This window comes from Morganella sp. Je.2.23 (genome assembly GCF_051129855.1).
GTDB classification, from domain to species: Bacteria; Pseudomonadota; Gammaproteobacteria; order Enterobacterales; family Enterobacteriaceae; genus Morganella; species Morganella sibonii.
The window spans coordinates 158,760-173,663 of sequence record NZ_JBCPSQ010000001.1; the positions used below are offsets into that span (position 1 = coordinate 158,760).

At 53.5% G+C, this 14,904-nt stretch carries 16 protein-coding genes and 1 riboswitch; of the genes, 8 read left to right on the plus strand and 8 right to left on the minus strand.

Features of this window, described 5'->3' with window-relative positions; translation table 11 throughout:
- Positions 1–13: 13 nt before the first annotated feature.
- On the plus strand, positions 14–178 hold the full coding sequence (locus AAZR23_RS00770) for a hypothetical protein (protein WP_434689907.1): 165 nt from the start codon (positions 14–16) through the stop codon (positions 176–178).
- Positions 179–527: 349 nt separating this feature from the next.
- On the opposite strand, the gene AAZR23_RS00775 is transcribed toward AAZR23_RS00770, so the two are convergent.
- The gene (locus tag AAZR23_RS00775) at positions 528–680 is read right to left on the minus strand and encodes a hypothetical protein (RefSeq protein WP_155402962.1); all 153 of its coding nucleotides are present in this window, start codon (positions 678–680) and stop codon (positions 528–530) included.
- 27 nt (positions 681–707) lie between these two features.
- On the opposite strand from AAZR23_RS00775, the gene uvrB reads away from it, so the two are divergent.
- Positions 708–2,720 carry an excinuclease ABC subunit UvrB gene (uvrB, locus tag AAZR23_RS00780; protein WP_434689911.1) on the plus strand — a complete coding sequence of 671 codons (2,013 nt, stop codon included), beginning with the start codon at positions 708–710 and terminating at the stop codon, positions 2,718–2,720.
- A 5-nt stretch (positions 2,721–2,725) separates the two neighbouring features.
- Here the strand turns inward: uvrB and AAZR23_RS00785 are convergent, their stop codons facing one another.
- Entirely contained in the window at positions 2,726–3,634 is a 909-nt protein-coding gene (locus AAZR23_RS00785; protein WP_046893742.1) for a gluconeogenesis factor YvcK family protein, read from the minus strand.
- Positions 3,635–3,890: 256 nt separating this feature from the next.
- Between AAZR23_RS00785 and AAZR23_RS00790 the strand changes: the two genes are divergently transcribed.
- The 6 genes from AAZR23_RS00790 to AAZR23_RS00815 all read left to right on the plus strand — a co-directional run bounded on the left by AAZR23_RS00790 (position 3,891) and on the right by AAZR23_RS00815 (position 7,956).
- Positions 3,891–4,433, plus strand: a complete 543-nt coding sequence (locus AAZR23_RS00790) for a GNAT family N-acetyltransferase (RefSeq protein ID WP_166707260.1) — start codon at positions 3,891–3,893, stop codon at positions 4,431–4,433.
- Between the two features lie 286 nt (positions 4,434–4,719).
- Positions 4,720–4,868, plus strand: a riboswitch (molybdenum cofactor riboswitch).
- A complete protein-coding gene (gene moaA, locus AAZR23_RS00795; protein ID WP_166707261.1) occupies positions 4,856–5,839 on the plus strand; it encodes a GTP 3',8-cyclase MoaA in 984 nt (327 codons plus the stop codon). It overlaps the preceding riboswitch by 13 nt.
- A gap of 25 nt (positions 5,840–5,864) precedes the next feature.
- Positions 5,865–6,344 (plus strand): cyclic pyranopterin monophosphate synthase MoaC, encoded by a 480-nt coding sequence (moaC, locus tag AAZR23_RS00800; protein ID WP_434689915.1) that lies wholly within the window; start codon positions 5,865–5,867, stop codon positions 6,342–6,344.
- Positions 6,341–6,586 carry a molybdopterin synthase sulfur carrier subunit gene (moaD, locus tag AAZR23_RS00805; protein ID WP_143970566.1) on the plus strand — a complete coding sequence of 82 codons (246 nt, stop codon included), beginning with the start codon at positions 6,341–6,343 and terminating at the stop codon, positions 6,584–6,586. The genes moaC and moaD overlap by 4 nt, the downstream gene beginning before the upstream one ends.
- A gap of 3 nt (positions 6,587–6,589) precedes the next feature.
- Complete coding sequence (gene moaE, locus AAZR23_RS00810; protein WP_054425568.1) at positions 6,590–7,045, plus strand: molybdopterin synthase catalytic subunit MoaE; 456 nt, start codon at positions 6,590–6,592, stop codon at positions 7,043–7,045.
- Between the two features lie 200 nt (positions 7,046–7,245).
- Complete coding sequence (locus AAZR23_RS00815; protein ID WP_046893747.1) at positions 7,246–7,956, plus strand: Bax inhibitor-1/YccA family protein; 711 nt, start codon at positions 7,246–7,248, stop codon at positions 7,954–7,956.
- Between the two features lie 197 nt (positions 7,957–8,153).
- Here AAZR23_RS00815 and AAZR23_RS00820 read toward each other — a convergent pair whose 3' ends face one another.
- Genes AAZR23_RS00820 through cecR form a run of 6 tightly spaced genes read right to left on the minus strand, consistent with a single transcriptional unit; the run spans position 8,154 to position 14,780 of the window.
- A complete protein-coding gene (locus tag AAZR23_RS00820) occupies positions 8,154–9,029 on the minus strand; it encodes an aminoglycoside phosphotransferase family protein (RefSeq protein WP_434689920.1) in 876 nt (291 codons plus the stop codon).
- A gap of 31 nt (positions 9,030–9,060) precedes the next feature.
- Entirely contained in the window at positions 9,061–10,158 is a 1,098-nt protein-coding gene (locus AAZR23_RS00825) for an ABC transporter permease (RefSeq protein WP_182104836.1), read from the minus strand.
- A gap of 10 nt (positions 10,159–10,168) precedes the next feature.
- Positions 10,169–11,305 (minus strand): ABC transporter permease, encoded by a 1,137-nt coding sequence (locus AAZR23_RS00830; protein ID WP_434689924.1) that lies wholly within the window; start codon positions 11,303–11,305, stop codon positions 10,169–10,171.
- Positions 11,302–13,047, minus strand: a complete 1,746-nt coding sequence (locus tag AAZR23_RS00835) for an ATP-binding cassette domain-containing protein (protein WP_434689927.1) — start codon at positions 13,045–13,047, stop codon at positions 11,302–11,304. Before AAZR23_RS00835 ends, AAZR23_RS00830 begins: the two co-directional genes overlap by 4 nt.
- A gap of 9 nt (positions 13,048–13,056) precedes the next feature.
- Positions 13,057–14,055 (minus strand): secretion protein HlyD, encoded by a 999-nt coding sequence (gene hlyD / locus AAZR23_RS00840; protein ID WP_107678151.1) that lies wholly within the window; start codon positions 14,053–14,055, stop codon positions 13,057–13,059.
- Between the two features lie 38 nt (positions 14,056–14,093).
- Positions 14,094–14,780, minus strand: coding sequence for a transcriptional regulator CecR (cecR, locus tag AAZR23_RS00845; protein ID WP_166707264.1), 687 nt, complete (start codon positions 14,778–14,780; stop codon positions 14,094–14,096).
- Positions 14,781–14,904 lie beyond the last annotated feature (124 nt).

A 14,904-nucleotide genomic window follows, 5' to 3' on the forward strand; every position in this document is an offset into this window, starting at 1 on the left:
CCCCGGCCGTGGTGTGAAGCCCGATGAGGTCACGCCGCCGGGACTGCGGCAGCAGGCGTATCTGGCGACACTCAGCAATCTGATCCCGGCACCGTGCCCGGGTGTGCTTCCCCATCTGCCGGATCCGCTGAATCAGGACTTATCCGGTTATCTTTCTCTGCCGGTTTCCGCACACTGATCCTGCTCCCGGCAGGATCGTGCCGGGATCACGGCAAATCTTCCGGCCGGGTGTTTTTTATCAGGAAAAAATCCTGAATTATTTTTTCTCTTTGTGCTGAAAGTGACAATTTTATGGCTGCACAATGTCACGCAACCATGCACCGGCAAACGACTTTATTAAGTTATCCACTATTCCTGTGGATAACCTTGTGTATTAACTTTAGAAAACTCACGCCATCCTTGCAGATACGGGGCTTTCACTGACATTGTTGTAAAATCGGGCTTTTATGATTTATTTATAAATAACAAATAGATAAATAAAATCAAGAGTCCTCCGGCGTGGAAAATAGCAATTGGTCAGAGGCGCATCAGATTTCAGCATAATTTAAAATTGCAAGTGCTTTTTTTTGGGGATAACTGTGGAAAGGCAATAAAATTTTCCCCGGTTTTGCAAGCAAAAAATCACAAAATAACGGATTTTTTCTGCCGGGGGTTGAAGCTGGTTTTTTATCCAGTATCATAGTGACCCTATTCGCGCAGGGGGGCCCATGAGCAAACTATTTAAACTGCATTCTGACTTTAAACCGGCCGGTGACCAGCCGCAGGCTATTGCAAAACTGGTTGAGGGCCTGGAAGACGGGCTGGCGCATCAGACGCTGCTGGGGGTAACCGGCTCGGGGAAAACGTTCACCATTGCCAATGTTATCGCCACGCTGAACCGTCCGACCATGATTATGGCGCCTAACAAAACCCTTGCCGCGCAGCTCTACAGTGAGATTAAAGATTTCTTCCCCGAAAACGCGGTGGAATATTTTGTCTCCTACTATGACTATTACCAGCCGGAAGCCTATGTGCCGAGCTCAGACACCTTTATCGAAAAGGATGCCTCGGTTAACGAACATATTGAGCAGATGCGGCTCTCTGCCACCAAAGCCCTGCTGGAACGGCGGGATGTGGTAGTGGTGGCATCGGTTTCCGCTATCTACGGTCTGGGTGATCCGGACAGTTACCTGAAAATGATGCTGCATCTGACGGAAGGGATGATCATCGATCAGCGTTCGATCCTGCACCGGCTTTCCGATCTCCAGTACACCCGCAACGACCAGGCTTTTCAGCGCGGTACATTCCGTGTGCGCGGTGAAGTGGTGGATATTTTCCCGGCGGAATCGGATGATTACGCGCTGCGCGTGGAATTGTTTGATGATGAAGTGGAGCGTCTGTCACTGTTTGACCCGCTGACCGGGCACATCCATTATCAGGTGCCGCGTTTTACCGTTTACCCGAAAACCCACTATGTGACGCCGCGTGAGCGCATTATTGAGGCGATGGAAGGGATTAAAACCGAGCTGGCGGAGCGGCGCAAATTCCTGATCGACAATAACAAGCTGGTGGAAGAGCAGCGCCTTGCTCAGCGCACCCAGTTTGATCTGGAGATGATGAATGAACTGGGTTACTGCTCGGGGATCGAAAACTACTCGCGCTATCTCTCCGGACGTAAATCCGGCGAATCCCCGCCGACCCTGTTTGATTACCTGCCGGCAGATGGTCTGCTGGTGATCGATGAATCCCACGTCACGATTCCGCAAATCGGCGGGATGTACAAAGGTGACCGTTCACGCAAAGAAACCCTGGTGGAATACGGCTTCCGTCTGCCGTCCGCACTGGATAACCGCCCGCTGCGTTTCGAGGAATTTGAATCCCTCGCCCCGCAGAGCATTTATGTGTCTGCCACGCCGGGTAAATATGAAACGGAGAAATCCGGCTCTGATGTGGTTGAACAGGTTGTGCGGCCGACCGGGCTGCTCGATCCGGAAGTGGAAGTACGGCCGGTGACCACCCAGGTGGATGATCTGCTGTCTGAAATCCGCATCCGCGCGCAGAAAAATGAGCGAGTGCTGGTCACCACACTGACCAAACGGATGGCGGAAGATCTTACTGAATATCTGGAAGAACACGGTGAGCGGGTGCGTTATCTGCACTCGGATATCGATACAGTGGAGCGCGTGGAGATTATCCGTGACCTGCGCCTCGGGGAGTTTGATGTGCTGGTGGGCATCAACTTACTGCGTGAGGGGCTGGACATGCCGGAAGTATCGCTGGTGGCTATCCTGGATTCGGACAAAGAAGGTTTTCTGCGTTCCGAGCGTTCACTGATCCAGACCATCGGCCGTGCCGCCCGTAACCTGCACGGTAAAGCGATTCTCTACGGTGATAAAATTACGGCCTCAATGGCGAAAGCGATTGAGGAAACCGAACGCCGCAGAGAGAAGCAGATGGCGTTTAACGAAGCACACGGTATTGTGCCGAAAGGGCTGAACAAAAAGATTGGCGATATCCTGAAAATCGGCCAGCCGTCTGCGGGAGCGAAAAACAAAGGCAAAGGAAAAGCGGCCGCGAAAAGCAGCGATTACCAGCGTATGTCGCCGAAAGAGCTGGAAGTTAAGATTCAGGAACTGGAAGCGCAGATGTACCGCCACGCACAGGATCTGGAATTTGAACAGGCGGCAGCGGTACGGGATGAATTACAGGGGCTGCGTGAGCAGTTTATTGCCAACTCCTGACCGTATCAGGGCAGCAGGCCGATTGTTTTATCCAGCGCACTCAGCAGCAGGTTGCGGTCATGGCGGTACGGGACATCCTGTGCCTCCAGGACCTCTCTGACAATCAGACGGTCGCCGAGGTCGCCGGTATTGATATGCGGTGCGCATACCACTGCATCTATCCGTTTGCGGCCGATGCGTTTTTCCAGCACGGCTATTTTTTCACTCAGGCTGAGTGACGCGGCCGCCGGGCTCAGCTCTTTGCCGAGATTTTCAATGTAGATCATCGGCGCCTGATTGAAATTAATGGCTTTGGTGAAATCGGGCAGCAGCATCAGCGGCATCAGGCTGGTGAAGAAACTGCCGGGACCGATAATGATCAGCTCTGCACGGCAGATAGCGTCCAGCGCTTCTTTGGTGGTTTTCACCGGCGGTGAGAGCTGTAACTCCTGCGGCGGGCAGGTCAGCTGATCCACATTGACTTCGCCGTACACCTCGTGGCCGTCGCTGTCGATAGCCATCAGATCAACCGGCGTTTCCGACATCGGGATTAACTTCGCTTTCACTTTCAGCATATTGCGGATCAGATTGATCGCATCCAGCGGGCGCACACTCATATGATCCAGCGCCTTGAGCATCAGATTCCCCAGGTTATGGCCCGCCAGCTCACCATTGCCGCTGAAACGGTATTCAAACATGGTGGAGGCAATCGACGGCTCGGTGATCATCTGATTGAGGCAGTTGCGCATATCCCCCCAGGCAATGCCGCCCTCCGCCCGGCGGATCCGGCCGGTGGAGCCGCCGTTATCCGTGGTGGTGACCACGCCGGTCAGCCGCGATCCCAGACCGTTCAGGCAGGACATCACCCGTCCCAGCCCGTGGCCTCCGCCTAAAGCAACAACATGTTCCAGCGACGTGAGTGTGCGGTTTCCCATAGTGTTTATGCATTCCCTGAGTTTTCATATTTATTTGCGCGCTAATCTATCATAAAAACCAATTTTTCGCGTCACGATACTGAGATTTATCAAACTCTGCTCAATCATAAAGATAAATTATCTTTTTGCTGCGTACTATTACGCGTAATTCGGTGGTGGCAGGCGCAGGAAAGTCATGGTATGAGTGGATGTGATGACTGAAAGCATCATAAATAAACATCAATAACTAAAATCAATAAATGACAGGAAGAACATCATGAATGACCTGACGTGCACCATTCCGGTGCTGGAAACCGAACGCCTGATCCTGAGCGCTCACCGCAGAGAGGATCACGCGGCAGTCGCTGACATGTGGTCAGATACCGCGGTAACGCATCATATCATGGCCGGGCAAATTTCCACGCCCCGCGACAGCTGGATGCGGATGCTGGCGTATCTCGGATTGTGGCCACTGCTGGGGTATGGTTACTGGGCGGTCAGGGAAAAAAGTACCGGAGAGTATATCGGCGATATCGGTTTTGCGGATTTTTACCGTGAAATGGAAAAAGACATCAGCCGCTATCCGGAAGCGGGCTGGGTATTTGCAGAGCGGGCGCACGGCAAGGGCTATGCCGGTGAAGCATTGGGAGCCATACTGACCTGGCTGAAAGAGGTGCGCGGCATTAATGAATGCGTGTGTATTATCGCTCCTGAGAATAAACCGTCTGCCCGGCTGGCAGAGCGTCACGGGTTCCGTCCGCAGGAGACACTGATGATGAATTATAAATCCGTTATTTTCTATCACCTTACACTGGACTGACCGGGCCGGATATACGGGTGTCAGATCAAGAAAGTGGTAAATAATTTTCCCGGCAAACCGCCGTATTTCCGGCGGTTTGTTGGTTGTTATTTGTTCGGCAACCTATAATTTATTTGCTAATTAATTGAAAAATGGTGTGAAATTTTCGTTATCCCGCGTGTAAGTCTTTTTCTCCGGAGTCCCGGTAACTCGTTGTATAATAAGATATATAACGTATTTGTCATGGTAATTCCCGCAGGGCGACGCTAGAATCAATTCACTTAGCGTGGTTATTAACAGTATTAATGACAACGATTAACTCCTAGCCTTCACACCTACGTTTCAGTCAGAACCGGAAATAGGGTGAGCTGGCCGTGGCACTCCAGAGTGTCACCAGGGTGCAGGATAGAAATGTCCGCATCTCCCGTATTTGGAAAGGTGTTATGACTGAACAACTGACAGATCCCTTTGCGCGCAAGTTTTATTATCTGCGCCTCTCCGTGACAGACGTTTGCAATTTCCGTTGCAACTATTGTCTGCCTGATGGTTATAAACCAAACGGACACAAATCCTTTCTTTCGCTCGGTGAAATCCGCCGGGTGACCCGCGCGTTTGCTCAGCTGGGCACGGAAAAAATCCGTCTGACCGGCGGAGAGCCGACGATGCGCCGCGATTTTACCGATATTGTTGCCGCTATCCGCGAAAATGAGAATATCCGCACCATCGCCGTGACCACCAACGGTTACCGCATGGCACGGGATATCCGCGACTGGCGTGACGCCGGGCTGAGCGCCGTGAATGTCAGTGTTGACAGTCTCGACCCGCGCCAGTTTCACGCTATCACCGGGCAGGATAAATTCATGCAGGTGATGAACGGTATCGATGCCGCGTTTGAGGCCGGTTTTGAGAAGGTCAAAGTGAATGTGGTGCTGATGAAGAATGTCAATGACATCCATCTGCCCGCGTTTCTGAACTGGATCAAAGACCGCCCGATTCAGCTGCGTTTTATTGAACTGATGGAAACCGGCGACGGCAGTGATGTGTTCCGCCGTTTTCATATCTCCGGCAATGTTATCCGTGCCCGTCTGTTACAGGCAGGCTGGCAGCAGGTGGCGCGTGCCCGCAGTGACGGCCCGGCGCAGGTGTTCAGTCATCCGGATTATCAGGGCGAAATCGGCCTGATCATGCCGTATGAAAAAGACTTCTGTCAGAGCTGTAACCGCCTGCGGGTGTCTGCGGTCGGTAACCTGCATCTGTGCCTGTTCGGTGAGCAGGGGATCACGCTGCGTGACCTGCTGGCAGAAGACGGACACGACGCCGAACTGAAAGCACGGCTTCAGCGGGCATTGCAGCACAAACGCGAAACCCATTTCCTCCATCAGGGGGACAGCGGTATTACCCCGAATTTATCCGTTATCGGCGGCTGATCCGCCGGTCATATCAGGAGTTTACATGTCTCAACTCACCCATATTAATGCGGCGGGCGAAGCCAACATGGTGGATGTGTCCGGAAAACAGGAAACGGTCCGCGAAGCGCGCGCCGAAGCCTTTATCACCATGGATGCCAAAACCTTACAGATGATTATTGACGGCAACCATCACAAAGGGGATGTCTTTGCGACAGCCCGTATCGCCGGTATTCAGGCCGCCAAACGGACCTGGGATCTGATCCTGCTGTGTCATCCGCTGATGCTGAGCAAAGTCGAAGTTCAGCTGAGTGCCGAGCCGGAAACGTCCCGTGTGCGTATTGAATCCTGCTGCCGTCTGACCGGTAAAACAGGGGTGGAGATGGAAGCTCTGACCGCCGCTTCTGTGGCTGCGCTGACGATTTATGATATGTGCAAAGCGGTGCAGAAAGACATGGTCATCGGGCCGGTGCGTTTACTGGAAAAAAGCGGCGGGAAATCAGGACATTTTAAGGCGGACGCATGATTAAGGTACTGTTTTTTGCGCAGGTGCGCGAGCTGGTAAACACTGACGAACTCTCTCTGCCGTGTGATTACGCCACAGCGGAAGATTTACGGGCGGCGTTATGTGAGCGTGGTGATCGCTGGGCGCTGGCGCTGGAATCCGGCAAACTGCTGTGTGCGGTAAATCAGTCTTTTGTACCGCTGTCGCAGCCGCTGACAGACGGTGACGAGGTCGCATTCTTCCCGCCGGTCACCGGAGGCTGAGCTATGAATAATACCCGGATTGCTGTTCAGACGGACAATTTCAGTGTCGGTGAGGAGTATCAGTGGCTGGCCGGTTGCGCGGATGACGGCGCGGTGGTGACCTTTACCGGCAAAGTCCGCAATCATAACCTGGGTGATAATGTGGCGGCGCTGACGCTGGAGCATTATCCGGGCATGACTGAAAAAGCCCTGACAGATATAGTCACACAGGCGCGCGGACGCTGGGAATTACAGCGCGTGACGCTGATCCACCGGGTCGGCAGTTTATACCCGAATGATGAAATCGTATTTGTCGGTGTCAGTGCCGCGCATCGCGGTATGGCATTTGAAGCGGCTGAATTCCTGATGGATTACTTAAAAACCCGCGCCCCGTTCTGGAAAAAAGAGACATTACCTGAGGGTGGCACCCGCTGGGTGGATGCCAGAGAAAGCGACCAAAAAGCCGCAGATCGCTGGTAATTTACCGCCAATCCCCGCCTGATCGCCGGATTTTTTCCGGCGCCTGCATATCAGGTTAAAAATATTCCCTGTTTGTAAAGAAAAGGGGAGAATTCCTGACAGTTTGCCTGCTGGCAACACCCTTTTTATGTGATAATCTATAGGCCTTGGTCGTTTATCATCCGATAAACAATTTGATACAGATGAAAGGGTTATCCATCATGGACCGATTTCCTCGTTCTAACGGCTCGATAGTTTCACAGGCGGGCTCCGGTATTCAGGCTTATATGGCCCAGGTTTACGGCTGGATGGCATGCGGTCTGCTGCTGACTGCTTTTGTCGCCTGGTATTCGTCTAACTCCATGGCGATTATGAGCTTTGTTTTCTCCAGCAAAATCACCTTTTTCGGTCTGATTATTGCTCAGCTGGCACTGGTCTGGGTTATCTCCGGTATGGTTGAGCGCCTGAGTGCTTCTGTGGCGACCGGGCTGTTTATGCTGTATTCCGCACTGACGGGTCTGACACTCGCCAGTATCTTTATCGTGTATACCGAAGCGTCTATCGTCAGCACCTTCTTTATCACGGCAGGGATGTTCGGTGCGCTGAGTATCTACGGCTACACCACCAAACGCAGTCTGTCCGGGATGGGTAACTTCCTGTTTATGGGGCTGATTGGTATTATCATCGCGTCACTGGTCAATATCTGGCTGAAAAGCGAAGGTATGACACTGATCATCACCTATATCGGTGTGATTGTGTTTGCCGGTCTGACCGCGTATGACACGCAGAAACTGCGTGAACTGGGTGAGCAGATTGACAGCAACAACAAAGACACCATGCGCCGCTATGCGATCGTGGGTGCGCTGTCTCTGTACCTGGACTTCATCAACCTGTTCCTGATGCTGCTGCGCCTGCTGGGCGACCGCCGCTAATCACAGACAGAATAACGTGTAAAAATGAAAGGCCGGTGAAAACCGGCCTGAGATTGCTGACAAAGCAGGATAAAACGTGGTTTTTCCTGCTTTGTGTTATCAGCCGAAAATCAATAAATTGATTTTCCTGGTTTATTTTTACAACCTCTGTCGGTCGTTGCCAACCCCTGCGGGTTTGTCAACGGCCTTTTTTGCGTTTACTGCCCGGCATCCGCAATAATCTGTTCCAGCGTCCGGGCTGCCTGGCCGGCCTCCGTCACATTGGTATTCTGCGGGGCTGCACTGACAATCAGTGCCTTCCACAGCGCCCAGGCCATTGCTCTTGCACGGGTTCCGGCGTCACATTGCAGCCGTTTAAAGAAGACGTTACGGCTTTCGCTGTCAAAGAAGGTCCGGGCGATTACCAGATCACTGGCCGGGTCACCGGTACCAAGTTGCCCGAAGTCAATCACGGCACTCAGACGGCCGTCAGCAGTGAGAAGATTTCCCGCACTGATATCACCGTGAACCCGGACAGGTTCAGTCGTCCGCGGAGATTGCAGGGCGTTTTCCCATACCCGCAGAAACAGCGGAATACAGGTTTTATCTTTCAGATTCGCCAGCGCCTGACGGGTTTCATTGTCATAAACTGCTAAGTTACCGCCACGGTGAAAATTCTGCGCACCGGCTGCCGGGCCGTCAGTTGCATCCATACTCTGAAATGCCGTCAGAAAATCTGCGAGGTCACGGGCAAACACGGCTTTATCTGCCGGCGGGTGTGCCGCAACCGTTTCTCCCGGGATCCAGCGGTACACAGACCATGGCAGCGGAAATCTTTCTGATGGTTTACCCGTACCGAGCGGGACCGGGATCTGAATCTTCAGCCCTGTTGCCAGACGCGGCAACCACTGCTGTTCTTTCAGCACCTGACCGGCATAATCCGGTGAAGACGGCAGGCGGATCAGCATCTTCTCACCCAGATGAAATGTCCGGTTATCCCAGCCGCTGGTCGCGACCGGTGTCACCGGCAGATGTGCCCACTGCGGGAATTGTTCCGCTATCAGCGCTGTGGCAAGGCGTGTATCGGGTATCACAATAGTTAATATTCCTTTTTACCGGACGTTATCACGCAATCTTGCGCCGGAACAACGCATAGGCAGCCGAGCCGGTGGTGACCGCGATCACCAGAAGCGGCCAGAGGCTCTGGCGGATAACACTGAAATCCGCATCTTTGAGGTAAATCTGTTTGGTGATTTCATTGAAATGGCGGATAGGATTGACCCAGGTAATATGCTGTAACCAGACCGGCATATTCTCCACCGGAGCAATATAACCGGACAGCAGCACGGCGGGCATCATAAAGACAAACACGCCGATAAAGGCTTGCTGCTGAGTGGCGGAAAGGGCGGAGATTAACAGGCCGAACCCGACCAGCGACAGCCCGTAGATCACCATGGTGAAATAAAACAGGAGCAGTGAGCCGGAGAAAGGGATGTGGTAAGCGAAAATACCGATCACCAGCACGATACTGGCCTGAACCGTGGCCACAATCAGCGCGGGAACAGCCTTGCCGACAAAAATCTCACCGGTGGTCAGCGGAGAAACCAGCAGCTGATCCAGCGTGCCCTGTTCCCGTTCACGGGCAACAGAGAGTGAGGTCACAATCATCACGCCGATGGTGGTGATCAGTGCCACCAGCGAGGGCACGATAAACCATTTGTAATCCAGATTCGGGTTATACCAGTTGCGCACCACCAGCTCACTGGTGACCGCCTGCGGCATCTGTTCCTGCTGATAATGCGCGGTGATCTGCTGAACATAATTGGCGGCTATCTGCGCACTGTTGGAATTCCTCCCGTCGAGCAGAATTTGCAGCTGTGCCGGTTTGTGTCCGGCAAGCTGCGCACTGAAATTCTGCGGGAAATGTACCAGCAGCAGCGCTTTGCGGTTATCAATCACATCCTGCACCTCCTGCCGGTTCTGAATCAGCAGTACGTCTGAAAAGGCACTGGCTTTGGCAAATTGCTGGGTCAGTTCAATGGATGCGGGGCCTTTGTCCTCATCGTAAATCGCGATAGTCGCGTTGGTGACTTCCAGCGTTGCCGCCAGCGGGAACAAAATCATCTGAAAAATTACCGGTACGATCAGGATCGTACGGGTCTGCCGTTCCCGCAGAAGCAATTGCAGCTCTTTAATAATTAAGGTGAATATCCGGTGGAACATGCGCTTCTCCTTAATCAAGCCGGCGGCGGGTTTTCAGGGCGGTCAGGCCGATAAACACAATCGCTGACAGGATCAGCAGCACCAGATTGCTGATAATCACCGGCATAATATTGCCCGCCAGAAACAGGGTTTGCAGGCTTTCCACAAAGTAGCGCGCCGGGATCACATAGGTCACCACCTGTATCGCCACCGGCATACTGTCGATTTCAAACACAAATCCGGACAGCATAATCGCGGGCAGAAATGCGGCGTTCAGGGAGATCATCGCGGCATTAAACTGATTGCGGGTTACCGTGGAAATCAGCAGCCCCATGCCGAGTGCAGTGGCAAGATAAAGGGAAGTCACCAGTGCCAGCAGCCACAGCGAACCGCGATACGGCACATCCAGCACATACACCGTCACCACCATACAGAGCACCATCACAAAACTGCCGAGCACCTGATAGGGCAGCAGTTTGGAGAGCAGCAGTTCCGTTTTGGTCACCTGTGTGGAAAGCAGCGCTTCCATGGTACCGCGCTCCCATTCCCGCGCCACCACCAGTGAGGTGAGGATCGCACCGACCACGGTAATAATGATGCTGATAGCGCCCGGGATAATAAAATGCTGGCTGACAGCGGCCGGGTTAAACCAGTAGCGCAGCCGGACATCAATGAGCAGTTCACTGCTGATCCCCTTATCCTGTGCGCGCTGCTGCTGCCAGATTTGCCAGATACCGCTGGCATAGCCCTGCACAAAATTGGCGGTATTAGGCTCGCTGCCGTCCGTAATCACCTGTATCGGTGCGATATCACCCTGACGGGCAAGGCGTTTGTCAAAATCGGCCGGGATCACCACAATACCGCGGATATGTCCCGCCTGAAGTTTATCGATTAATTCATGGCGGTTATCGCTGAGAGTGGCATCAATAAACGGAGAACCGGTAAACGTGCTGATCAGCTCCCGCGCCGGTTCACTCTGCTGATTAACCAGAATCCCGAGGCGCAGTTTTGATGAGTCCAGATTGATGCCGTAGCCGAAAATAAATAATAAAATCAGCGGGATCACAATCGCGATCAGAGCACTCGACGGGTCGCGGACAATCTGTTTGCTCTCTTTGATGCACAGCGCCCGCAGACGACGCCATGAAAAACCGGAAGGTGCGCTCATGATGCGGCCTCCTGTGCGCTTTTTTTGTCATACTCCTCGACCAGCCCGATAAAGGCATCTTCCATCGATGGGTCAGGATGGGTGTCATCCGCGACAGAGGCTTTAAGTTCATCCGGCGTACCGGCGGCAATGATTTTACCGTGATAGACCAGCCCGATACGGTCACAATATTCCGCCTCATCCATAAAGTGAGTGGTCACCATCACGGTTACGCCTTTATCCACCATGCCGTTAATATGCAGCCAGAACTCGCGGCGGGTCAGCGGGTCAACCCCGGAAGTCGGTTCGTCGAGAAAAAGAATATCCGGCTCATGCATCAGGGCGCAGGCCAGCGCCAGCCGCTGTTTGAAACCGAGCGGTAAATCTTCGGTGGTCTGGCGCAGGATCGGGGTGAAATTAAAGGCATTCACCATATCGTCGATTTTCTGCTGTTGTGCTTTGCCGCGCAGCCCGTAAACACCGGAGAAAAATGTCAGATTCTGGGCGACGGTCAGATTACCGTAGAGGGAAAATTTTTGTGCCATATAACCCAGGCGGCTGCGGGCTTTGGCTGAGCTGGTTTTCAGATCCAGCCCCAGCACCAGGGCGCGGCCGCTGCTCGGGATCATCAGGCCGCACATCATTTTGAACGTGGTGGATTTGCCCGCACCGTTCGGGCCGAGCAGGCCGAAAATCTCCCCGCGCTTAACCTGAAAATCCACATGATCGGTTGCAGCAAAATCACCGAATTTTTTGGTCAGACTGACGGCTTCAATTACGGTTTCATCCGGTGCCGCCGGGATCTGCGGCATAATCTGTGCCAGCTGCGAGCGGTGTGACGGGCCGCCGCCGAGCAGATCAATAAACGCATCCTCAAAACGCGGTTTGGCGGGCAGCAGTTCCGCATCCGGGGAATTCAGCGCACTGAGCAGGGCGCGGGTATCCGCCTGTGGTTTCACAATCAGCCGGACATAACGCCCCTGAATAACACCATCTGTCACCTGTGGCTGAATCAATGCTTCCTGTAAGATACGGCGGCGCTCACCGGGTTCTGCGGACAGCAGGAAAGAGCGGCCCTCCATGGTTTCTGTCAGTTGTGCCGGTTTGCCTTCATAAATCACTTTTCCCTGATTGAGCAGCAGCACATCACGGCACTGTTCCGCTTCATCCAGATAAGAGGTACTCCAGAGGATCAGCATGCCGTCATCGGCGAGGGAGTGCACCATCCGCCACAACTCGCGGCGGGCGATAGGATCGACCCCCACACCCGGCTCATCGAGCAGCAGCACCTGCGGCTGCCCGAGCAGTGTGCAGGCCAGACCCAGCTTCTGTTTCATACCGCCGGAGAGTTTGCCCGCCATACGGCCGGTAAAACGGGTCAGATCGGTAAAGGTCAGCAGGCGGTCAAAAACCGCCTGTTGTTCATGGTGTGGCAGGCCGCGCAGTTCGGCATATAAACGGAGGTTTTCCATCACCGACAGATCTTCATACAGCCCGAATTTCTGCGGCATATAACCGAGCTGTGCGCGCAAAGCGACACTGTCCTCAATCGGATCAAACCCGGCGACGCGGATCTCTCCGCTGTCCGGTTTCAGCAGCCCGGCCAGCATGCGGATCAGTGTGGTTTTTCCGGCACCGTCAGGTCCTGCAAGCCCGGTCACACCACCGCCCTGAATCGTGGTGGTCAGCCGGTCAACAGCCGGATTATCAAGGCCGGGAAAGTGCTTTTCGACCGCACTGAGGGAGATAGTGATGTCTGACATCGTCTCTCCTTACGACTGCGGCTCTTCGTTATCAAAGCGGATGGTGACCGGCATCCCCTGACGCAGCAGCGGGTCGGCATCAGTCACGACAATACGCAGACGGTAGACCAGATCGGTCCTCAGCGCCGGGGTTTCAACGGATTTCGGGGTAAATTCGGCGGTCGGGGAAACAAATCCCACATGACCGTGATACGGTTTGCCCGGGCGGCTGTCGGTTTCCAGCAGGACTTTGCGTCCGGGTTGTGCCTGTCCCAGTTCATTTTCACTGACATACGCCCGCACCCACACCGGATTGGTCAGTGTCAGCGTGAACACCGTGCTGCCTGCCGGCAGAATCGTGCCGGGCTCGATGGCGCGGGTCAGAATAGTTCCTTCTGCCGGTGCGGTCAGCCGGGTATCGGCCAGATCAAGTTTCGCCTGCTCCACCGCGGCTTCAGCCTGTTTCAGTTGTCCGCGTGCTTCGGCAATCTCTTCTTTGCGGTAACCGTTTTCCAGCTGATTGAGTTTATCCTGTGAGGCTTTCAGTGCCGCATCGGCCTGATTGCGCTGATTGCGGGCATTTTCCAGGTCATTGGCGGAGATGGCACGGCTTTTCATCAGCCCGGCCTGGCGCTGATAAAACTGACGGGCGAATTCTGCCGCCGCGGTATTGCGGGCAACATCCGCTTTTGCCTGCGCGATTTCTTCCGGACGGTAGCCGGTTTCCATCAGTAATAATGCAGCCTGCGCACTGTCCCGTACCCCCTCTGCTTTCAGCAGGGCGTGGCGGTACGGTGTATCATCCAGCATACCGAGTAACTCTCCGGGCTGCACAGCTGCACCTTCATCCGCATTCAGGGATTGCAGTTTGCCGCCGACACGAAAACCAAGATTCACCGTCCGGATATCCACATTACCATACAGCAGGGCGGGCCCCGACGGGCGGGACTCCCACCAGTACCATCCGCCGGCACCCGCCAGCAGAATGAGAATAATGATAAATATCCCGGTTTTTTTCATTGGTTTCATGAATTGGTTTCCAGTGAGTTATCAGAGACAGTGGTGTATCAGTTCCGGTAATGCTGCTGTAATCCGCTGAGCAGCAGGCGGATATGTTCACGCAGCACATTATTGATCATGTCATATTCTTTCGGACCGATATTGTCCCAGCCGGTCTGGCGCAGCAGATTTTCCCGTGCCAGACGGAAAGACAATATTTCACCCATCAGGGCGTGAGTATGGATCAATGTGTTGATATGCCCGTCCGGCAGGCCGGTATAGCGGGCGACCAGTCTGGCCTGGCGGGTAAAAATAACAGACAGCGCCTGTTCATGGATAAGCGTGTAAGCTTTGGTCGGAATTAATTGCTCACGTGACATAATCCGGCTGATATTAATATTACCCTTCTTCAGTACCAGTTCATTGTAGGCGAGAAAACTCTGCTCAATCAGTTGCAAACAGCGGGATTCATCCTGCCCGTCCGTACCGTTTGCCAGAAACAAATCAATTTCTTCAATGACAGGACGGAATTCATCACGGATAATGTCGGCAATATGCTGTGCCACGGCCAGATACAACCCGTCTTTTGAGCCGAAATAATAAGCAATAGCTGCGATATTTTGATCCGCACGTTGTGCAATCTGGCGAGTAGTGGCACTATTTGGGCCGTTCAGTCCGAAAATCTCAATAGCGGCTTCCAGTAAAGCGAGTTTGGCTTGTTCGCCTCGCGGCGTATTAGTCGTATTGACTGACATGGCGTATATCCTTATAGGTGTGTCGGCATAAACGAGAGATCAATCATATGATTAACTGTATGCTCATCAGTATCTGTTGTAAATGAGCAGTAAGCAACGGATTGATCACAGACGTATTTTATCG